Source organism: Paenibacillus sp. FSL W8-0194, from assembly GCF_037969745.1.
Classification (GTDB): Bacteria; Bacillota; Bacilli; order Paenibacillales; family Paenibacillaceae; genus Paenibacillus_AQ; species Paenibacillus_AQ cookii.
Genome location: NZ_CP150205.1, coordinates 828620 through 849830 on the forward strand (window position 1 = coordinate 828620; position 21211 = coordinate 849830).

Below are 21211 nucleotides of genomic sequence, written 5' to 3' on the forward strand. Positions count from 1 at the left end.
GGTTATAACTAAAATCTGTCGAATATAGTCTTTAAGACATAGGGTGTGGGCACATTATTTAAGTACTTAATTTTGCCATTTATCATGAGTGGCCATACTAAGAAACAAGTGAGAGGTAAGGAAAAAATGGGGCTAGACATGTATTATAAAGATGCTGGACGCTGGTCGCCTATTCCAGCCTGGTCCGTTTTTTTTATTTCTCTTGGAAAAGAAGTAGCCAGGAGAAGTGAAGAAAATAAAAGGTGGACAGTGGCCTTAGCATTGCCTACGAAGGCATATATTGCTCCTTTTATTGGTGTTGGATTCTTGTCTTCAATATTCATGAAGAGTTCTCCAGATGATTTATTGGAAGACCATTTTCGAACCATAGCTTCTCTTGAGAAAAACACTCCTGTCTGGTATAGAAAAAATAGCCGAGTATTAACAGCCAAGTTTGTAGGAGTTGCAGATTATGAAGGAGAGCTAAGGCTACTCATACAAACTCAATCAACAAAAGCCGGTGGTTTAACGGAGTATATATCAAAGAAAGATGCACTAGACATACAAATAAACTCTAACCAGAACCAGCGGTTGCCGAATAACCAGAAAGGGCGGACAATGGCTGAAGATTTCCGCTTAACAAATGCTGTTTTTGGAGTGCATTCTCAAGCTATACTCAAGCAAAGTTGTACCAGAATTTGTTTTGTAGGGGTGAAGGAACAGTTTGAGAATGAGATTACAAAAAGCATGTTTGCAGTATACGAAGAAAATCAAATGATAAAAGGTTCATTAAATGACTTGCTGCGAATTAGACAGTTTCAGCATAACGTAGATCCATATCAATCACAATTTGTTTCCTCGCTTGCAAGGAAGAACGAAACCGATATAAATTTGATCCCCAGTTCTGTGGTCTTATACTCAGGCTCAAATGGTTATTTAAATTGGAATGAAGATTTTTTGTATTCAAATTCCATAATTATTCTTGACCGTTCAGAGCCGCAATTCGAGCTTGCAGTTCAGGAAGTAAACAACAGATACATTCAAAGTAAACGGGTACCTTCTTCTGGATTGGACCTTGGGACAATACCCGGCGGGATTGAATTGTTGTATTGGGAGGAGGAGCGATGAATACTCTGACCAGTGTGAGCAAGATATTTGATCTGTCAAATAATTACAACTTGCGATTTCATGAAGTATCTTCGAAACTGCTTGCTGAATACTCGTTATCGTTAAAAAGGCTAGAGCACAAAACCCTAAATATGGATGAAAGTGACATTATCCTAAGTGACTTATTAACACATTTTCGTAAATTCAGATTTATACTATCGTCCAGTCCGCTTCCTTTTTCCGCGCACAGCGAATTGATAAATGACAGGGATGTGAACAGGCTGTCACGCCAATGCCAGCTGATGTACCAGGATTTGAGTGAAGATATTGATAACGTACTGAAAAAGTATGCTTCCTTACGAACCTCCCCGGAGAAACCTGTATTGGATTTTTTATGGGGGAACTTTAAAGATAAAATTTCCACTGGTTTGGTCATAAAAACTGCTAGTGACTTGAGCGCAATAGAAACAACATTAAAACGTACTTTTTTAAGAGAGAATTTCTTTTCCGTGGTTACGCCTTCAAAGCTAAAAAAGGATTTCTTTTTTGACAGGCTTATCATTTTGGGGCCAACCTACTGGTATCCAGATTATTTGTTTAACTGCCCGCGCTCCCCAATCATTGAGGTCATATCGTATGACTGGCAATTGTACCGGGAACCGAGAATGGAGTATTTTACTAGTTCTCAGTCAAAAATTTCAACTTTGTTACAGGGTTGCAGCATAAACATTAAAAATCCAAGTCGTCCTGATTCCCTGGAATTGATAGAAGTCAGTGACCAGATTATTGATTTTAAAAAAATTGAAAAAGGCTTAGCAGAAAGGTCGGCTCTTACCACACCGGAATGTGTCAGTGCAAAATTGGTTGGTTTGACAGATGCTAAGGGCATTTTTTTTGAGGATCATTCAATAAGAAATATATGGACAATATCATTACAATCACAGGAATCGGTATCAAAATGCTCTGTTAATGAATTGGAAACGGATAGTTATTTGCTTATACGAACCGGTACCGGACGAGACTATATACAAACCAAGGCTGATGAATTTCTAGGAAACCGTGCCGAAAAGATACGACACCGTCATTCTGTGTGGAAAAAAAGGCTGCGCATTTATACGGCCAAGTACCCGTTGGAAAGAATCTGCCGTAAACTTCGGAATTATGGGGGGACCCGTGCTAATGAGATTAACCTCAGGAACTGGGCTTCAAACGATAATATTAAGCCGCGGGAATACAACGATTTTTTAGCTATCATGAAACTTGTAAAACTAGAAGAGCATGCAGAGAAACTGTGGAAGGAAGCAGAGGATTTATTCCGTGCGCACCATAGGGCCGGTGTGGTTATCCGGAACTTGCTCATTCAAGAAATTATAAAATCAAATCTCGGGAAATTGGAACTAGAACAAAAAATGACGTTTCGGTTGCCGGATTCCAATGATGCAACATTTACGGCTTATAAAATTGAATACATAAGCCAAAATGTTTTCCAGGTTGAGCCCCACCAAGTAAGAGCCTTAATTGATTTCAACCATTTAGGAGGACAGTAAGATGAACTCGACTTTATGCACAAGTTTAAAAAACCGGGATGCTCTCTATGACAGTTTAAAGGATGAATTCATCGGTCCTTCGGTATCAGCTAAAAGCTTAACACTGAATACCGGAAAACTCGTCTTATTCGATAGGGTCGATGAATTGTATAAGCCCTATAAAGACCAAAAAACTGGAGAAGAGATTTTGCAACAATCCCCGTCACGCCGTTATGGTGTAGCCGTCTTATACCCGCTTAAAACCGGGATAGAACCATTTGTAGAGGAAAAAGAAGAAGAAATTGATCCCAACCAAGCTGAACCTCTTGTCCTCGAAGAGGCTTCGAAGGATTTGGAGACCATTGATAATCGGAATACGGTTGACGAAGACGATACAGATCTGGATATGGCTTCAGCAAATGCATACCAGCAGAGCAGTATGGCTGTCAGTTTTAAAGCGGATTTTCCATACGGCAGCGAACTAGTTATCCATGTAAACGGGGGAAGATACCAACCTTTTTCCGTTAAGTTAAAAGGGGAAGGTGAAAGGAAGGTACGGAAATGGTGGGTTCGAGTTCCGGTCAACTTTATTGTGAAAGTGAAAGCGGAAAAGCTATTGGGTCCAAAAGAAATATTGGAACACGGGGAAATTATAGATGCAACTAATACGGATGGGTTAGATATTCAAACGGACATACTATCACGCCCACTCAATGGTACTGAAAGGCTTGTTACGGTTAGCTTAATCAACCGGACTGAAGCTACTAGGCATATTCTCTTGGACAACATTTGTCTTTTTCAGGCTTCGTTTAAAGTTGAAATCATTACCCCCAATCACCGCCCGTCGATATTGCCATATCCTGAGATGGCGGATCTGGATGCGTTGGATGAAGAAGAGCTCTCCCTTGCTTTATTGTACCGCAGAACGAAAGTGTTTGCAGTCGGCCACGGGTGTGCGGCTGACTGGAGTGAGGTTACAAATGACAAAGTCGCTTTTGTACAAACTAGCTTTTTGCCGTTCTATGAAACGAAAAGTATGACACCAGATATTAAGAGAGATGACGGTACTGATATCGTAGTATCTATGAAAGATTTAGCTGGCTTAAATTCAGCCGATAACGGTATGGATCAATTGGAGGAAATTGTAGGTCTTTATGAGAAATGGGTGAAAAACCGTTGGGAGGACGCAAAGGAACTGGATCCTGCATTGTTTCCAGCTGCCGAAAAGAATCTGCAGGAATGTGATAAATGTGTAAAGCGGATGAAGCAGGGGTTGGAGTACTTAAAAAATCCAGTTGTATCCAAAGCATTCCGGTTAGCCAATGAAGCAATGCTCTTACAACAGGTGACGGGTGGATCTGTCCGTGAAGCCGTGATAGTAGATGAAACTATCCATTTTTCTTCCCTATACCGGACACCGGATTTGGCATTACTACCGGAAACCAAAGGGAAATGGCGTGCATTCCAGATCGCCTTTATCCTGATGGCTATGGAATCGGCGGCAGAGTCCGGTTGCCCAGAACGTGAAACAGTGGAACTCATTTTCTTCCCTACGGGCGGCGGTAAAACAGAAGCCTATTTGGGATTGTCCGCGTTTTCCATCTTCATGCGTAGATTAAAGAATAAAGCGGATACAGGTGTGCATGTGCTAATGCGTTACACACTTCGTTTGCTTACGGCTGACCAATTCCAAAGGGCTTCCAGATTAATTTGTGCAATGGAATCGATACGGCGTCGGCATCAAGAACAATTAGGCAGTGATGAATTTTCCATCGGCATTTGGCTCGGTGGGGATACAACACCTAACAGCCATACCGTTGCAAAAAGCCAATTAACGGAGTTGAGAAGCGGCAAGAGCAATATCAACCCGTTTTTGATTACTTCGTGTCCTTGGTGCGGTGCGAAAATGGGGAAACTTCCATTGAAACAGGCCAAGTCTGTCGCTGCAAAAGGAATCAAAAGAGGCAATAAATCCAGAGCACAATCCAATTTCAGTGTACACGGATACAAGGTCGGGGACGGTAAGGTGATGATTCATTGTACGGATAATGAATGCCCGTTTAGTGAAAAACTGCCTATTTACGTTGTAGATGATGACATTTATGATAAACGGCCGACTTTTATTATCGGAACTATAGATAAGTTTGTCCAGCTTGCTTGGAGTTCCCGACCGCGTTCCATATTTGGTATAGGGAACGACGGAACCCGGATCAGTTCCCCGCCGGGCTTGATCATACAGGACGAATTACATCTAATATCCGGTCCATTGGGTTCAATGTCCGGGATATTTGAAATCCTAATAGAAGAATTGTGTACCGATTATCGGACAGGTAAAGGTGTAAAACCGAAGATTGTTTGTTCAACCGCTACGATCCGAAGGTATCAAAAGCAGATTCTGGATATTTACGCCCGTACGGATGTGAGTTTATTTCCGGCACCAGGATTAGATATAGATGATTCTTTCTTTTCGACCTATGCCCGAGATAAAGATGGGAACTTAATGCCGGGAAGAAAGTATGTGGGCCTGAATGCTCCTGGTCTTGGGTCTATGCAGACGTTGCAGGTACGTTCATTAACATCTCTTTTGCAGGCTCCCATGGGAATGGATGAGAAGGAAAGGGATCCATGGTGGACGCTGCTGATATTTTTTAATAGTTTGAGGGAATTGGGAACGACAGTAACCTTGCTACAATCTGACATTCCTAACCACCTGAAAGTAATTAAAGCCCGGCAAAACTTGGACTATAAAGAATTGAGACATTTAAATAAAATAAAGGAACTAACCTCACGGTTATCAAGTGACGAAATCGCCTCGGCAATCAGTGAGCTAAAAATACAAAAAGGTGCAGGGAACGTGACGGACCTTTGCTTGGCTTCAAACATCATTGAAGTCGGGGTGGACATTGACCGTCTTTCACTGATGGCTGTAATAGGCCAGCCTAAAACTACAGCACAATATATTCAGGTTACAGGTCGTGTAGGACGGCGTTGGTATGAAAGACCAGGACTCGTTGTCACTTTGTACAGTGCATCAAAACCTAGGGACCGCTCTCACTTCGAGAAATTCCGGAGTTACCATGAAAAACTGTATGCTCAAGTGGAACCAACGAGTGTCACGCCTTTCTCCCCTACAGTAGTAGACCGTATGCTGCATGCGGTCATGGTAGGTTATGTGCGCCAGTTTGGCCATATGGATGAGGTTGATTCGCCGTCGCCCCTGCCTGAGGAACTTTTAACTCAGCTACGAGAAATTATTTGTAAACGGGTTGAATCAATTGATCATGAAGAACTGGAGAATATCCGGAAAGTTTTTGATCGCCGTATTTCACAGTGGAAAACTTTACGCCCGTCCGAATGGTCAAAAAAGAGAAATTCTGATGAGTATCCGTTGCTTTATCCCGCCGGTTCTTATGTGGACCCGACAACAAAAAGAATATCCTGGGCCACACCAAATTCTATGCGGAACGTGGATTCTCAATGTTTAGGGGAAATCAGCGCGTTATACGTACTTCAAGATATAGAGGAGCTGGAATCATGAAGTATCCGATACGCAGGGCGCAATTAATCTCACCATTTGGCCCTGGGGCAATGTCAATTTCTAAGAACGGAATCTCGGCTGTTTGCAGCGGACTTGACCATTGGTTTAAAGACCGTTACGGAAAAATGGATTCTACCGATTTGTCGCAATATAAAATTAAAGAGTGGCGGTTGGAAAGGATACTGGGAGTGGATCATTTCCGGCTTCCACCGGATTTTCGGACAAGAAACAACGGCGATGAGAACATGAACATGTTTTTGACCGTACCATTTCTGCGTTTTCCAAAATGGCATTATTGCACATTCTGCGGCCAAATGCATGAGTTGCAATTTTATGAGAAAAAAAATGAGCTCTGCAAAGACTGCGAAAAGAAGGGATATAAAAACTACTTGGTTCAGGTTCCATTCATCTCCATTTGTGAAAAAGGTCATCTGCAGGATTTTCCTTGGCGGGAATGGGTCCATAAACAAAGGCAGCCCTCGTGCCAAAAAACAATGTACTTGTTAAGCACAGGGGGAGGGGCACTTACCTCTATGCAAGTAAGGTGTGAATGCGGGGTAGAACCACGGATGCTGCACGGTATAACATCTGTAGACGAGGAAGGTAATACGGGGCTCAGTGAATCATTATGCGAAGACGGAACAGTTTTCTTATGCCAGGGTAAACGTCCATGGCTCGGTACTGATGAAGGGGAAGAGTGTAACTGCCATCTTATGGCCTCTCTGAGAAGTGCATCCAATGTTTACTTTGCCCAAGTGCGTAGTGCCATTTATATTCCCGGAAACAGCAATAAACAAATCTCCGAGCTGCTGTCCTTTTTTGAACAACCCCAGGTTTTAGGAATCATAAAATTAGCCAATCGTGCAAGTTTGAGTTTAGGTGAAACAGTCCAGCAATTAAAAGAACAATTCCTGGCTGAGTTATATGGATATTCCGATTCTGATATCCGTCGGGCATTGCTTGCGAAAGAATCAAGAGATGCAGGTGTAGATGGTGAAGGGGATCTGCTTGATGATATAGAAGCAGATCTTCGGCAAGAAGAGTATGAAGTATTAAATAGTGAAATAAATCAGGAAGAATTGAAAATTAAGCCTGTTCCCGTCAGGTTATACAAAGGTAATGTTTTTGATGTAACTAAGTATTTTTCTAATATTCATTTAGTGGAGAAATTAAAGGAAACACGGGTTCTAACCGGATTTAACCGAGTCTTCAATGACCAGCAAAATGATATTGAAGATATGAAATCAATGCTCTGGCGCAATCGGCCGGAAGACATGAATGACGATTGGCTGCCGGCCTATGTAGTATTTGGTGAAGGAATTTTCTTTAATTTCAACGAAGAAATTGTAAGGGAATGGGAAGAGAGAGTTCAGGTGTCGGAGAGAATCAAGTCTCTAAGTTTACGATATCGCCATCTAGTAGCTAACCGTCGTACTAAAGAGAAAAAGATAACACCTCGGTTCATTATGGCCCATACCTTTGCGCACTTACTTATCAACCAGCTCGTCTTTGAATGCGGGTACAGCTCGTCTTCATTAAGGGAAAGACTATATATTTCCGATAACGAATCCAACCCAATGTGCGGTGTTCTTATTTACACAGCCGCGGGAGATTCTGACGGGACCATGGGAGGATTGGTGCGTATGGGTAAACCAGGTTATCTGGAAGCAGTTATCCGAAAAGCGTTTAATAATGCGGGATGGTGTTCTACCGATCCGGTTTGTACAGAAATTGGCTTACAAGGACCGGATTCTTGTAATTTAGCTGCTTGTCACAGTTGTTCACTGGTCCCCGAAACAGCGTGTGAAGAGTTCAATCGTTTTTTGGATAGAGGTTTAGTTGTTCCGTTGCACGGATTAGATCCATTATCAGCTTTCTTTAATAAATAATTCTGAGATCAAAGAGGGGCAATAGGGGTCCCTCTTTGATCTATTAATAGCTTGCAATGTTTGAATCGAGTAATTGAATATTTTTCCTAAAGGTTATATTTATAGGAGGTGAGCTGTATGAATTTGATTAAGGAGTTCGAAGAATGGTTGGTTTTCAAGAACAAAAAAATGGAAGTAAATTAAGTGCAAGTTCAGCTTATAAATATGCCCGTGTTATAAAAAATATATCAGATGATATAATCGAAATAGGGCTCTTTGAGAAAAGTTTTTATGTTAACATTTCGATTCAAGAATTAGTGAGAGATATCCAACATATTAAGAAAAGAATAATGATTTCTTTATTAAAAAAAACAATGTTGGCCATAAGATGTATAGTGTCGCTCTTGATCACTATGTATTTTTTTTAAAGAGAGATGATTCTTTATAAAGTAAGGGGATATATATGCGATTTTTTAAATTATCATCCAATCGCTTTGACCCGCTGTAACGCCGTACCGTTATTGGTGTTCTTACAGTGAAGAAAACTGTAAACTTTGAGCTACTAAAGGAATTGAATACTATTATATACTAAGTAATTCAGAATTTTTAAAATCAGAAAGAGTAGTTAATAAATTCGGAAATAAATTAGAAACGCTTTAAAATATTGTGTAATAAATATATTTTTCGCTATAGAAAAATTTATAATTTACATGTTGAATTTTGTCGAGGTAATACTTGAGTACCAAAAAGTGATATCAAAAAGTGTGAATTGATAAAAATAATTGTGAAAATTTAGATATGATTCAACTATTTTTTTATGATTCATGGTACTATTTACTTACAAAACTTTCTACTAAAGGATAGATACTTATGAATTATTCATTAGAAGAAATAAAATTTGATTTAGAAAATATGAGTGTGAGAAATTTTTATATGAAATACATTGTTAAATCATATAATTGGTACTTTAGTAAAATTCTTAATATTCCTGAAAGAGAATTACTAAATACTATTGATGAGTTTAAAGATATTGTAAGCTCGAATATAGGAGTTAGTTTTAATAATGTAATGATGGTGGGAAGCGGTAAAGTTGGATTCAGTCTTTCTCCACATAAAAATTTTAAAGCTTTTGAGCTTGATACTGAAAGTGAAAAGAAATCAGATATTGATATTGCTATCATCTCTCAAGATTTGTTTAAGAATTTTTGGGACTTGTATCGTAAATCTTACAATGTTAAGTTTCAAAAAGTTTATTCTTATATTTCAAGAGAAATTTATAGAGGCTACATAAACGAACGTAATTTAAGAGAAATTGATGCTTGCAGGAAAGAGTGGCAAGCTTTATCAAATAATTCGAATAAATTATTAAGAAATAAATTGTATTTAAAACATGATATAACTTATAGAATATATCGTAGTTGGGAAGACTTTGAAGAGTATAATTTGAATTCATTAGAGCGAATGAAGGAAAAGGTGATTTTGGATGCAATTTAAATTTCAAAGAAACACATTAACTATTAAAGAGATATATGATGATTTTAAAGCCGAAAAATTGATAATTGATAATTCATATCAACGTAGAAAAGTATGGGCTACACGTGACAATGTTCGTTTAATAGAAACAATTCTTCTTAATTGGATTATACCAGAAATTTTCTTATGGCCAGCTGACATCAATCCGGATAACGGGGAAACTGTAACACATATAGTAGATGGTCAGCAGCGGATAAATGCAATAATTGATTTCATTTCTGGGGAATATCGATTAAATGAAAGATATTTACTGTCATCTAAAGACGATAGGGGAATTTTTGAAAATAAAAGTTTCTCGGAACTGCCATCTGAGTTAAAGAAAAACATTTGGATGTATAGTTTATCAATAGTCAACATTGATAGAAACTGTACTTTAGAAGATGTAAAACATATGTTTTATCGATTAAATTTAACAGATTACAGTTTGAATGAGCAAGAAAAAAGAAATAGTTTTGAAACAGAGTTTGGAAAGGCATCTAAAGAACTTTCTTATGATGAATTCTGGGAAAAGTATAAAGTATTTAGTACATCAGATCTTAGAAGAATGAAAGATATCGAATATTGTAGTAATATTATTATTTTGGCCAGAGAAGGAATTATTGATCAAACAACTAATAGAAAATTAAATGAAACGTATCAAGATTTAAAATCCGAGTACTTGGATAAAGAAAAAAATTTAAAGCTTATTGCTTCCGCCATGGAAATTATAGAAAATTTCATCAATGAACATACTATATCTTTTATTAGAAAGAAATCTCAAATGTATACTATGTTCACTATAAGTCTTCGAATGATTGACGAAAAAATTACTGTAACAGAAAGCATGATCAGTTCTTTTACTAATTTTGTAAAAGTATATAATTTATTCAAAAATGATATGGATCTAAATTTTGATGATGATCTCTGTAGTATTTTGTTTGAGGCAATTAAGAAATACAAGTTGGCTTCGTCTGAGGGTGTGAATAAAGTTGGAAATAGAGTAATTAGATTTGAAGTTTTATACAAATACTGTATTCTAGGAAATGAAAAAAATATTGAAGCTTTATCATTAATAGAAAAAGAAATTACTGAAAAATATTCTAACGCATCAATTGAAGATGATATTGACGAAGATTTTGAGGAGACATTTCTTTTTTGAAACCTTGAGATATAATTTTGTGCGGTTTAGAGATTATCAATTCTAGGAGAATTTAATTGGAAACTTTTATAAATTAATTATGAATTTACACAATGACATTTAAAACAATTTTTTTAACTTTACAAATAAAACAGAGAACCATAATAAACAAAAGCAGTTTGCAAATTAGGCAAACTGCTTTTGTTTAAAATCTTTGTTGATATTATCGTTTATTATTTTTATAGTTTCTCTGCGTTCTTCAATAGCTAATTGGTAATTATCGAGAACAGTCTTAATTTCTTCCGCTAATAAATTTGCTAATTTAAAAGCCACTCCGTTACTAATCATTTTAAACATTTTAACTAATGGGATATCATCTTCAAAATGATACCAGTCAGGTACGGATTGTAAACGAAGAGATTCACGTACTGTTAATCTACGAGGAAGAGTAGGATGCAAATGTACCTCATTATTTCCATAGGCTACAGTAGGGCTAAATCTAAAGCGATGCAACCGTTTAAAAGATTTTCTTTTAACGTCACCTTCGGGAACAGAAAAAAACCTTTGAGAATAAGGGTTAAAAGAAATATGATTTGGAAGTGCATTTAATTCAAACTCATTTCCAATAACTGAGTGGGTTGTTAATTCATATGGAACTTCTAAATTATCGATGTAGTCTCTTTCATCTATTAAAGTTCCGATTTCCCATTTATCCGGCCATGGGAATGTTCTTTTGGGATCCTCATAGATTGGAGTTGGCCACTTAAAAGTTTCGTACCCACGTTGTCTTAATGTTGTAGGAATGTACTGCCTAAACCCAACAATGAAAACTCTAGACCGATCCTGTGGGATTCCGTAATCAAGAGTATTAAGTACGTTAAATTGGACTTCATATCCAAGCTCATTAAATTTATCAATGAGTGGATTTAATGCCTGTGTTCTGTGTTTCTTAGTTTTATATAAAGCTTCAACGTTTTCAAACAAGAAAAAATCAGGCTGCAGTTTCTCTATTTTATCTAAGAAGTCCCAAACCAGCTTTCCCCTATCTCCCTCTACACCGGTTCCCCTAGCGTTTCCAATAGAATAGTCCTGGCAAGGGGGACCACCGATAATTCCGACAGCTCCTTTAGGAATATCATTAGCAGGGTCAATTTGTGTAACATCAGCTGTGATAATCCTATCAAGATGACCATAACGTTGTCGCATATTGTAATTATTTGATCTTGCAAAATCTTCTATTAACTCTGTTCCCCAAAGAATTGAAAAAGCACGCGTCTCGGTAAAACCTAGATCGAGAAAGCCTGCACCAGAAAATAGTGAAATAACGGGATAAGTCATCAGTTTAATAGGTCTCCTCTGTCGTTAGTGCTTTCTCTATTATCTCTGATTATAGAAGGATATTCAATAAACTTCTTAAGAAAAACGAATATATGTTCTTTGTTTGATTTTGGATCTTAAAATTAGGAAATCTCCTCTTACAACGGGTGAGTCGTAAGGTTGGGAGTCTTGATATAATAAAATTACATACTTGATCGCGATAAATTGTATCTTAAGCTGTAGTTGGTTGTGGATACACGGAACACGTTGCAGGGGCAGAACCTAATCAAGATGGTGGAAAAGAGCATTGACCCCGACTTGGGAAAACATATTGATGTTTCGGTGTGACCTTTCTAAGAAAAATGGTTTAAAAGAGCACGCAGCTACCACGTGCTCTTTTTGACTTCTCTCATTATTTTGTACTATGTAGCGTTATGAATACAACTTCTTCTATAACCACGTCCACGAACGATTCAAATTAAATTAAATTAAACAGCCTTAGCACGGTAGAGTACACAAACTAAGGCGGTTCTTTTTTTACATGTGACTACTAACAGAGATAACCTCAAAACCGATAAGCTTTTTTAACTTTTTCCATCAATCAGCCGAAAAATCTCAATTAATATATTCCTGACCATCTCTATATCCTTTGGATCACGTTCTCTCAGCATTGAGACAACTTCTTTCAAAGTCAATTCCTCGGGCAGTTCTTCCTGTTCCTTCAAATATGTAAAAAGCTCATAAACTCCAACGTCTAAAGCACTAGCAATTTTCTCTCAGATTCTTCATAGAAATATTGCGCTCTGCTCGTTCAATAAATCCGATGTAGCTTATATTGAAGCCAGCTTTCTCTGCCAGCGCTTCTTGAGACAATCCCCTTAATTTACGAAGATCTTTTATCCGTGCTCCGACTAATTTTAGAATATCAGACATCGTTACACCTCTCTTTAATAGAAGAGTAGGGAAAGTTTTGACTTGCAATAATATATAGATAATAAGTTTTTTAGTTAATTACTACTATATAGTAATATATTGTATGTATTTTATCCTAAATTAGGATATATATTCATGATTGACGATTATTGTTTTCCAGATGTGTGTGATTAATTGATACGAATACTTCTAGTGCATCGCAAATTTTGCAAGGTTAAAAAAGTGAAATAATCCCAGTTGAGGAATCGCCAATAACCACAATAGGAGCCGCTTTAGGGATGCTTTTACACTATAGTTTCCCATTCATTGTAGTTCCAACTCCATAAACACATCCGCTCTTACATACGGCATTGGCCTGATCTGATCGACCGAAACGTGCTTGAACCCAACCGATTCGTAAAGATGAACGGCGTTCGGCAGCTTCGTGCTGCTGCCCAAAAAGAGCGATGTTGCGCCAAGCTCACGTGCACGGTCAATCGCGGCATAGATAATTTTCCGTCCATATCCTTGCCCCCGCGACTCGGGTGTAACGCTCATCTTCGAAAGCTCAAACACGCCAGCTTTTCCCGGTACGAGTGCAACGCATCCTACGATCGAACCTCCAGCACGCGCGATGAGTACATCTCCTCCTCTGTTAACGATGTTCTCTACCGGGTTATCTAGAATAACCAGGTCTGCCTCTTCGATGGTGAAGACACGGGTGATCCATTCTTCGTTAAGGGCTTTGAAGGCACGAGCTTCGTCGGGCGTCTTCAGCGAAGTGATTGTGAGTGTTGCATCAAGCATGATATGTTGCCTCCTCTTGTATGGTTATTTTCCACTATAGAAAAAACCAAATGATTGATCAATTTCAATTTTAAAATAATTACCATAGATAATAGCTATGATCGGACGGTGGCAAGCAATTTCAGCCGTCTGGTCAATGATAGGAAAAGAGAATTTGCAGACACAATGGATTGGCTATTTCACAGATTATCCGCCTTATAACTGTGCACTGAAGAGTTATTTGTCTTCGATAAGTTCAAAGTCAGGGTGCATTAAATAGCTCAATGGATAAAGCTCTGGATTCGCTGAGATAAGACCCTTGATCAAGACGATTTTCTTTTCTTCCGTTGGGTAAAAGGTTACGCCGAGTGCCGCGGGTTCAACGAATTGAATCATGAGATAAGCGTCGTCCTTTTGGTTCATGGGACAAATGATATTTTTTTCAGAAAATACCGAATCATATTCATCAAATAAGAAGATATGGCAGGTTTTGATTTTGCTAAGCCGATTCGTATAGCCTGTATCATCGGCTTTCAATGAGTTTTATAAATTTCGTTGGAGACAACCCGATTTCATAGCCGGTAATATATCCGGAATTGTCAAAATCTACTCCGTATTCAGTTTCAAACTTCTCTTGTACATATCCGCTTCTAAACGAATAAGGGAGCATAGTCATATTGTCGAGGCAGGTTCCCAGTTCCGGTTTTCTTTCAAAAGGGATTTGGATCTGGGAATTATCAATGGACTGATTTTTAATTTGGAGTTGGTTGGATGGGGGATATTCCCTGATGGTGGTTGTAGATACACATAACCAATATGAGCATAGTCCGACTCAAGTAATCTTCATAAGAGCATCCTTTATGAACTTAAACTCCAATGAGGTATATTTAGTTTCTTTCAGTATGAAATATTATACGGTCCAAAGCTCACTAGAAGCAGAAACTGAAGTTTAATAACAGTTGAAGGCAAGGCATTAATATATTCGGCATCAACGCCTTTTAAGCTAAGGGCAGGATTGTTGAAGCGGTTCTCGAATATTTTATCAGTTGGATAATTTAATGAACGCCTGTGAATATAACGTTGTCTGAATGATACTCAAATCTTATATGTGAGGGTGAATTCGTTTGAAGCAAGGACTTATTGTGTTTTTGAACGGAACTTCAAGTTCAGGAAAGACTAGTATTTCTATGGAACTAAAAAATCAGAAGGAGATTCCTTTTCATCATTTATCCATAGATGATTTTTTTCATAATTACTTTGATTTTATTAATAATAAATTTCCAGATACTGAACCTACAAAAGAAGTGGATAATATCGGACAAATCATTTTTGATCCCATAGTCTCAGTGTACTATGCAACAATTAAATTGTTTTCAGAAATGGGTCTGAATGTCATCGTCGATACCGTAATCGACAATGATAAGCGGTTTAATGATTATCTTGATGTTCTTTTTGACCATCCTACATTATTTGTAGGTGTACTATGCTCGAAAGAAGAACTCACAAGAAGAGAGCAAATCAGAGGAGATCGAGAGATTGGACTAGCAAATTCCCAGTTTAACACAGTATATTGCTTTAATGAATATGACATTGAAGTAAATACTGAAGAGTTGAATCCAGCAGAATGCGCCGAAAAAATATTAAGTTTTATTAAGTCCGATCAGGATTACTTGGCATTTAAGAAATTAAGTAAAAGAGAGATTAGTGTTTCATAGAAGGCGAATCCACCAGATAACAACAAAGACAAATCAGCAAGCTAAAGACGAGTAACATAAATGCCAAAAAGTCCGCGAAGTTCGCGGACTTTTGTACGCTTGGCAGCGCGCAGACTTGTTTTAGCTTTCAGCAGCAGAACGGCCTTCGTCTTTTGTATTTTCTTTCTGTGATATTTTCATCGGTTTAATAAAGAATGACAATACTAAAGCAAAGAATGCCAAAACGGTGGAGAACGTAAAGGCAACGGACACCCCATGAATCATTGGATTGGGAAGTTGTTGCTGAACGGCAGCCGTTGTATTGTTCGTCATAACCGTAACCAGCAAGGCTGCTCCAACGGAAGCGGCCAATTGCGTCAACGTGTTACTCATTGCGGTTCCATGTGGAATCAAATGGTCAGGCAGTTGGTTTAATCCGGCCGTCATGACTGGCATCATCATAAGAGATATTCCGAACATTCGTATGGCGTAAATCACCATCATATAGATGTATGGCGTTGAAGCGGTCATGTTGCTGAACATGAACGTCGTACCTACTAAGATAACCGAACCAATAAGAGCCAACGGTCTTGCTCCAATCTTATCAAAGATCCTCCCGGTAATCGGCGACATAACCCCCATCACAATAGCACCAGGTAACAACAGCAAACCCGATTCCAGCGGTGTAAAGCCTCTTGCCGTCTGTACATAAAGCGGAAGAAAAAGCTCTACGCCGATCATCGTCACCATAACAGCCATACCGATGAATAAGGTCAATGAGAAGGTCCGGTTTTTTAACACCCTGAACTCAAGCATCGGTTTTTCAACGGCCAGCTGCCGGCAAATAAACAAACCAATAGCGATCGTACCGACAATCAAAGCAATGACCACTTCTGAACTGTTCCAGGCATGATTACCTGCGCTGCTGAAGCCATACAACAATCCTCCAAATCCAAGGGATGACAAAATAATGGACATGATATCAATTTTCGGACGAGTCACTTTCGTAACATTTTCAAGCATAAACGAAGCAAAAATGATGATAAGTACAGCAATTGGGAAAATCATATAAAAGAGCGCCCGCCATGAAAAGTTGCCAACAACCCAACCGGAAAGCGTCGGTCCAATCGCAGGAGCAAAAGCCATCACCAGTCCCACCATACCCATTGCCGACCCGCGTTGCTTAACAGGAAAAATCATTAAAAAGATCGTTTGCATTAACGGGAGCATGAGCCCGTCACTTACCGCCTGTAGAATCCTACCGGATATTAAAACAGGAAAGTTTGGTGCTATAGCAGCCATCAATGTCCCGGACGCAAACAGGCACATGGCCGTAATAAATAGTCTTCTCGTCGAAAATTTTTCGATTAGAAAAGCTGAAACCGGAATCAACACCCCGGTGACAAGCATGAATCCGGTCGTTAACCACTGGGCTGTATTAGCGGAAATGGACAGATCCTTCATGATTTGCGGTAAAGCCGTATTGAGCAGCGTCTGATTTAACATGGTAACAAATGCACCTGCAAGCATAACGACCACAAGTACAGTCCGCTTAAACGTTGAAAGAGACTGTTCTTTCTCCATGTTGTTTCCTCCTGTTCAAAATGGAATAAATGACACCCATTGCAATGCCTAGCATTATCGGTACGACGAAATAAGCTGCTGTTTTCGCTGTTTATACTATGAGTATAAAATTGAACTTACGATTTACTTGATCCATATTATACTTGGATGATCAAAAAATCAATCACTAAATATACTCAAAGTATATATTTGGACAGGCAGTATGTTGGTGTATAATGTTAACAGAAAGGATGATCATGGTGCAGATGAAAAAATCCGATATTTTAATGACGGCTCTCCGTCTTTTTATTGAACAAGGTTATCATGCTACATCAATCCAGGACATTCTCGACCAAACCAATATTTCAAGAGGAACCTTTTATAAACACTTTCAAACCAAAGGAGAACTATTTAGGGATGTACTTGTATATTCCGAAGAAAAAATGTATGTGGAGCGGGACCAACTTTTAATCGGAGAGGATGAAACGAACAAAGATATCTTTATTCGTCAGTTAGAAGTGATGATGAGTTATCGCATAGAAAAAAAAGTCGATGCATTGCTCATGGATGCATTAGTTTCCAACGATAATGAAATTATTGCTTTCTTAAAACAGATTAGGCAACAATGGGCCAATTGGTTCTTCACAAGGATGAAGCAGATTTACCCGGAATATCGGGATTATATTGCGGATGCTACCATTTTTTTAACGGGGATTCTGCATAATGCCAACGAAATAAATAATGTTCAAATCCAACCCAAACCCATGATTGAAATTTGCAATTATTGTTTTAGTCTGGTGGATGAGGTACTTCCATTACTCAAACATAAGCGTATACGGCTTTTTAATATTGAGGATTTTGAACAGTCTTTACTTAGCATAGGACAAGCAGATTTCCCTTATAATGACCTCATGTTAAGCACTGGGAATTTAAAAAAATTAATCGAGAAACTTCCTGCGAATAACGATAATAAGCAGCACGCCCTTGATTTGTTGCAATTTGTGCAGAATGAAGCAATGTCGGAGAATCCGCGGAAAGCCGTAATCTCAAGTTGTTTGAAATCTTTAATGAATATAAAAAGTATTATGAATACGGATGAATTGGTCATTTATTTGAATACATTAAAAAAGCTAGGGTTTTATCCTGTAGACCTGAATCCGTGATGAGATAGAGTCCGTCTTTAAACTATCGGATTAGTTGAAGGCCATGCCGCATGAACTGTCCGGAGGACAGGCCCAGCAGGTTTATATATCTTCTATAAGCTCAAAATCAGGGTGCATTAAATAGCTCAGAGGGTAAAGCTCTGGTTTCGCTGAGACAAGCCCCTTGATCAAGACGATTTTCTTATCTTCCGGTGGGAAGAAGGTTACGCCGAGCGCCGCAGGTTCAACGAATTGAATCATGAGATAAGCGTCGTCCTTTTGGTTCATGGGACAAATCATATTATTTTCAGAAAATACCGAATCATATTCATCCATTAAGAAGATATGGTAGCTTTGATTCCTCCAGGTCGATTCGTAGAGTCTGTACGACTGACTTTCAATGAGCTTTATAAATTGCGTTGGAGACAACCCGATTTCATAGCCGGTAATATATCCGGAATGGTCAAAATCGACCCCATATTCAGTTTCGAACTTTTCATGTTTATAACCGCTTCGAAACGAATAAGGGAGCATCGTCATGTTGTCGAGGATGGTTCCCAGTTCCGGTTTTTTTTCAAAAGGGATTTGGATCTGGGAAATATCAATGAGCTGATTTAATTTGCAGTTGGTTTGGTGGGGGATATTCCCGGATGGTGGTTGTAGATACACATAACCAATATGAGCATAGTCAGACTCCATGCATGTAATCTTCATAAGCGCCTCCTTTATGAACTTAAACTCGATTAGGTGTATTTAGTTTCGTTCAGTATAAAAAATTTTACTGTCCAAAGTTGTCATCAAACATTAGTTTGCTTCTGCTTCTTCCAAGCATTGGATGTATTTTCCGACCTTTGCAACTGCCGCAGGTCAACCTATATTTGACTCTTTTGATGACAAGTTTATACTTTGGATATACATTTATTGGGGAGCAATGGTTCAGGTTCAAAAATGGAGCTGCTGATTCGCTAAGATGGGAAGTCTTAAACCATAGCATCATATAAGATATTAGGAGAAGATTTTATAAATGAAAGCTAACACCGACGCACTTCTTCGCATATTAGGAGAACACCATCAGGAGGCACACGGCATTCCGGAGGCAGACATTCAGGCCAAGGTACAAAGCTTGGGCTTTCCGTTGCCGGCTGCGCTGCGGGATTATTATAAGATTTTGGGGCGATCGCCGTATATCACCCAAGGGTGCAATAACCAATATGAACCCCTTCCGCTGGAGGAGGTATTCATTCCCGATAATGATTTTTTTACGACGGATAAGGATTTCCTGGTTTTCTATCAGGTGGAGGAGTCCGTGATCTATTGCGGGATTCGAATGCAGGATTTGCAGATGGAAGACCCGCCGGTTTACCTGTGCGCATGGAGCTTGCCCGATTGGCAGCTGGAAAATCGATCGCTTCGGCGTTTTCTCGCCGGCAAGGCACTCATTCAGTTGGGCGTTGAGGATCGGCTTCCGTATTGGGCCAATTTCGATGAGAGCATGTGGGGGATGTCGGACTATCGCAGATGCATGCGTCTGGATCGGGAGTGCGAGATTGATGAAGGTTCCGAACTGAACGCATGGAAAATCTATGTGAAGGACGATGTGCTGATCGTGTTTGAACTCGACGTATCCGAAGAGGGAACGGAGGAACCGTTGGCCGTATTCCTGGCTTCTTTTCAGCGGGCAAGCATCGAAAATCTCCTGAGCGAAATGGGGAAGGACGCCAGCCTGCCCTCGTTTCGAACGAATCTGTGAGAGCATTGATGGATGATTCGCTGCACACGTTTGTGATTGAGGGAGAGGTGAGTTACATTCCTGAATCCTTAGTTCTTCCATGACCTACTTAACCGGAATATTGGCTAATCTCATTTTAATTGCCTGTATTTTCACTTCTACAGGATAGCTAAATTGTGCTGCCAATGCAAAAACACCTTCAAGTTGTCCCCCATATCTCACTACATGGCTCCTTCCACTTGAAGGTGTTTTTTAATTTGTCTCACATTACGGAGTCAGTCTTCAATCCTCTATTGAGGCCGTTTTTTCGGAAGCAGATATTAAAAATCTGTTTTGGATGAAGCGAGTTTTCCCCAATATTCTCCATTTACTGGGTTTGCTCCACCAATGTATTGAATAAGATAGCTTCCTGTACGCAGTCCCTGAGGCGCTCCTTCAAGCCAGCTGAAATAATCTTTGGAGCTGGAAGGATCGACAGTTTTATCGTAGTACACATATCCAGTGTCTATGTGCGTCAAGGTAACTCTAACTGGAGAGTTTGAGTAGTTGGCCAAATGGAGCTCAAGATAACCATTTCTAGGGTTAACTGTAAAGTAATCTCTTGCGGATGATCCAGACCCACTAGTCATTGGTGTACTCCATTCCTTATCGACAATAAACGGATTTACAATGCGATCATCGCTAACAGGATTGTTATTTGGTTGAATTACAACATTAGATTCGGAAGCACCCAAACCTTCTTTACCACCTTGTGAAGCCCAAGCAGTTACCGCCGTTGTTGCTAAAGCCAAGGATAAAACTCCAACTATCGCTGTTTTCTTCTTCATGATTCCCCTTTCCCCTTATTTCCCACTGTCATAATTACTCATATATCTTAAAAAAATCCCTCGTCAATTTATTTCCCGCTTACTCAATAAACGCTTAATTCACATCGAAAGTTATGTTCGTTAACTGCTAAAAGAATTTTTGGATGCGAAAAGGTCATTAATACTTAACATGACCTCGACCCGTGAAAAAGCATCGGTGATCCGGCCGACAGTTCGGTCGATGACCGCGATAAACAGCTCTTCCTTGTCGCTGAAAAAATGAAACACGTACGGCTGCTAAACGCCCGCTTCCTTGGCTACCCGTGTCGTCGTTGCTTTGTAATACCCGATTTTGGCGAATACGTCGGCTGCTTTGGCTAAAATTTGTTCTTTGCGATCTTGCCGGACGACCATCTTTGTCGCTCCATTATCTATAAATAAATATTGACCTCGGCATTTTCGCGTGTAAACAATTTCCATTTTCTTGATGACTTCTATGTTCAACCTCCAGATGAAGTTATACATAAAAAGGGCCGGCCTGGAAGGTTGTGAATACCTCCAAGTCAGCCCAATTTCGAATGTCGTTTATTGAAA

Annotated in this window: 17 protein-coding genes and 1 pseudogene; 10 read left to right on the top strand and 8 right to left on the bottom strand. The window is 39.2% G+C overall.

Going from position 1 to position 21211, the window contains the following annotated elements; genetic code table 11:
- Positions 1-138: 138 nt before the first annotated feature.
- The 7 genes from MKY58_RS03585 (at position 139) to MKY58_RS03615 (ending at position 10689) form a co-directional block, all read left to right on the top strand.
- On the top strand, positions 139-1107 hold the full coding sequence (locus MKY58_RS03585; protein WP_339323489.1) for a hypothetical protein: 969 nt from the start codon (positions 139-141) through the stop codon (positions 1105-1107).
- Positions 1104-2633 carry a hypothetical protein gene (locus MKY58_RS03590; protein ID WP_339323490.1) on the top strand — a complete coding sequence of 510 codons (1530 nt, stop codon included), beginning with the start codon at positions 1104-1106 and terminating at the stop codon, positions 2631-2633. The genes MKY58_RS03585 and MKY58_RS03590 overlap by 4 nt, the downstream gene beginning before the upstream one ends.
- A gap of 1 nt (position 2634) precedes the next feature.
- Positions 2635-6150: a helicase-related protein gene (locus MKY58_RS03595; RefSeq protein WP_339323491.1), complete on the top strand. Its 3516-nt coding sequence runs from the start codon at positions 2635-2637 to the stop codon at positions 6148-6150.
- The gene (locus tag MKY58_RS03600) at positions 6147-8039 is read left to right on the top strand and encodes a DUF1998 domain-containing protein (RefSeq protein WP_339323492.1); all 1893 of its coding nucleotides are present in this window, start codon (positions 6147-6149) and stop codon (positions 8037-8039) included. The genes MKY58_RS03595 and MKY58_RS03600 overlap by 4 nt, the downstream gene beginning before the upstream one ends.
- 143 nt (positions 8040-8182) lie before the next feature.
- Complete coding sequence (locus MKY58_RS03605; protein WP_339323493.1) at positions 8183-8446, top strand: hypothetical protein; 264 nt, start codon at positions 8183-8185, stop codon at positions 8444-8446.
- 442 nt (positions 8447-8888) lie between these two features.
- Complete coding sequence (locus MKY58_RS03610) at positions 8889-9512, top strand: hypothetical protein (RefSeq protein WP_339323494.1); 624 nt, start codon at positions 8889-8891, stop codon at positions 9510-9512.
- Complete coding sequence (locus MKY58_RS03615) at positions 9502-10689, top strand: DUF262 domain-containing protein (RefSeq protein WP_339323495.1); 1188 nt, start codon at positions 9502-9504, stop codon at positions 10687-10689. Before MKY58_RS03610 ends, MKY58_RS03615 begins: the two co-directional genes overlap by 11 nt.
- A 165-nt stretch (positions 10690-10854) precedes the next feature.
- On the opposite strand, the gene MKY58_RS03620 is transcribed toward MKY58_RS03615, so the two are convergent.
- The 4 genes and pseudogenes from MKY58_RS03620 to MKY58_RS03635 all read right to left on the bottom strand — a co-directional run bounded on the left by MKY58_RS03620 (position 10855) and on the right by MKY58_RS03635 (position 14220).
- Complete coding sequence (locus MKY58_RS03620) at positions 10855-12006, bottom strand: DNA cytosine methyltransferase (protein WP_339323496.1); 1152 nt, start codon at positions 12004-12006, stop codon at positions 10855-10857.
- A gap of 563 nt (positions 12007-12569) precedes the next feature.
- Positions 12570-12918 (bottom strand): annotated as a pseudogene (locus MKY58_RS03625) (helix-turn-helix transcriptional regulator).
- Positions 12919-13221: 303 nt separating this feature from the next.
- On the bottom strand, positions 13222-13704 hold the full coding sequence (locus tag MKY58_RS03630; RefSeq protein ID WP_339323497.1) for a GNAT family N-acetyltransferase: 483 nt from the start codon (positions 13702-13704) through the stop codon (positions 13222-13224).
- Positions 13705-13920: 216 nt separating this feature from the next.
- The gene (locus MKY58_RS03635; RefSeq protein ID WP_339323498.1) at positions 13921-14220 is read right to left on the bottom strand and encodes a hypothetical protein; all 300 of its coding nucleotides are present in this window, start codon (positions 14218-14220) and stop codon (positions 13921-13923) included.
- 587 nt (positions 14221-14807) lie between these two features.
- Here MKY58_RS03635 and MKY58_RS03640 point away from each other — a divergent pair.
- Positions 14808-15398: a chemotaxis protein gene (locus tag MKY58_RS03640; RefSeq protein ID WP_339323499.1), complete on the top strand. Its 591-nt coding sequence runs from the start codon at positions 14808-14810 to the stop codon at positions 15396-15398.
- Between the two features lie 120 nt (positions 15399-15518).
- Here the strand turns inward: MKY58_RS03640 and MKY58_RS03645 are convergent, their stop codons facing one another.
- Positions 15519-16961, bottom strand: a complete 1443-nt coding sequence (locus MKY58_RS03645; protein WP_339323500.1) for a DHA2 family efflux MFS transporter permease subunit — start codon at positions 16959-16961, stop codon at positions 15519-15521.
- 245 nt (positions 16962-17206) lie between these two features.
- On the opposite strand from MKY58_RS03645, the gene MKY58_RS03650 reads away from it, so the two are divergent.
- Complete coding sequence (locus MKY58_RS03650) at positions 17207-18103, top strand: TetR/AcrR family transcriptional regulator (RefSeq protein ID WP_339323501.1); 897 nt, start codon at positions 17207-17209, stop codon at positions 18101-18103.
- 81 nt (positions 18104-18184) lie between these two features.
- On the opposite strand, the gene MKY58_RS03655 is transcribed toward MKY58_RS03650, so the two are convergent.
- Positions 18185-18796 (bottom strand): hypothetical protein, encoded by a 612-nt coding sequence (locus MKY58_RS03655; protein WP_339323502.1) that lies wholly within the window; start codon positions 18794-18796, stop codon positions 18185-18187.
- A gap of 310 nt (positions 18797-19106) precedes the next feature.
- On the opposite strand from MKY58_RS03655, the gene MKY58_RS03660 reads away from it, so the two are divergent.
- On the top strand, positions 19107-19832 hold the full coding sequence (locus MKY58_RS03660) for an SMI1/KNR4 family protein (protein ID WP_339323503.1): 726 nt from the start codon (positions 19107-19109) through the stop codon (positions 19830-19832).
- 299 nt (positions 19833-20131) lie between these two features.
- Here the strand turns inward: MKY58_RS03660 and MKY58_RS03665 are convergent, their stop codons facing one another.
- Both MKY58_RS03665 and MKY58_RS03670 read right to left on the bottom strand, forming a co-directional pair.
- Positions 20132-20638, bottom strand: coding sequence for a hypothetical protein (locus MKY58_RS03665; protein ID WP_339323504.1), 507 nt, complete (start codon positions 20636-20638; stop codon positions 20132-20134).
- A 276-nt stretch (positions 20639-20914) separates the two neighbouring features.
- Positions 20915-21031 carry a TetR family transcriptional regulator gene (locus tag MKY58_RS03670; RefSeq protein ID WP_339323505.1) on the bottom strand — a complete coding sequence of 39 codons (117 nt, stop codon included), beginning with the start codon at positions 21029-21031 and terminating at the stop codon, positions 20915-20917.
- Between the last annotated feature and the right edge of the window lie 180 nt (positions 21032-21211).

Coding starts and splice junctions, on each gene's coding strand:
- MKY58_RS03600 (WP_339323492.1), top strand. CDS start 6,147: ATGAAGTATCCGATACGCAGGGCGCAATTAATCTCACCATTTGGCCCT.
- MKY58_RS03665 (WP_339323504.1), bottom strand. CDS start 20,638: ATGAAGAAGAAAACAGCGATAGTTGGAGTTTTATCCTTGGCTTTAGCA.
- MKY58_RS03645 (WP_339323500.1), bottom strand. CDS start 16,961: ATGGAGAAAGAACAGTCTCTTTCAACGTTTAAGCGGACTGTACTTGTG.
- MKY58_RS03650 (WP_339323501.1), top strand. CDS start 17,207: ATGAAAAAATCCGATATTTTAATGACGGCTCTCCGTCTTTTTATTGAA.
- MKY58_RS03670 (WP_339323505.1), bottom strand. CDS start 21,031: ATGGTCGTCCGGCAAGATCGCAAAGAACAAATTTTAGCCAAAGCAGCC.
- MKY58_RS03610 (WP_339323494.1), top strand. CDS start 8,889: ATGAATTATTCATTAGAAGAAATAAAATTTGATTTAGAAAATATGAGT.
- MKY58_RS03620 (WP_339323496.1), bottom strand. CDS start 12,006: ATGACTTATCCCGTTATTTCACTATTTTCTGGTGCAGGCTTTCTCGAT.
- MKY58_RS03590 (WP_339323490.1), top strand. CDS start 1,104: ATGAATACTCTGACCAGTGTGAGCAAGATATTTGATCTGTCAAATAAT.
- MKY58_RS03615 (WP_339323495.1), top strand. CDS start 9,502: ATGCAATTTAAATTTCAAAGAAACACATTAACTATTAAAGAGATATAT.
- MKY58_RS03585 (WP_339323489.1), top strand. CDS start 139: ATGTATTATAAAGATGCTGGACGCTGGTCGCCTATTCCAGCCTGGTCC.
- MKY58_RS03605 (WP_339323493.1), top strand. CDS start 8,183: ATGGTTGGTTTTCAAGAACAAAAAAATGGAAGTAAATTAAGTGCAAGT.
- MKY58_RS03630 (WP_339323497.1), bottom strand. CDS start 13,704: ATGCTTGATGCAACACTCACAATCACTTCGCTGAAGACGCCCGACGAA.
- MKY58_RS03660 (WP_339323503.1), top strand. CDS start 19,107: ATGAAAGCTAACACCGACGCACTTCTTCGCATATTAGGAGAACACCAT.
- MKY58_RS03655 (WP_339323502.1), bottom strand. CDS start 18,796: ATGAAGATTACATGCATGGAGTCTGACTATGCTCATATTGGTTATGTG.
- MKY58_RS03595 (WP_339323491.1), top strand. CDS start 2,635: ATGAACTCGACTTTATGCACAAGTTTAAAAAACCGGGATGCTCTCTAT.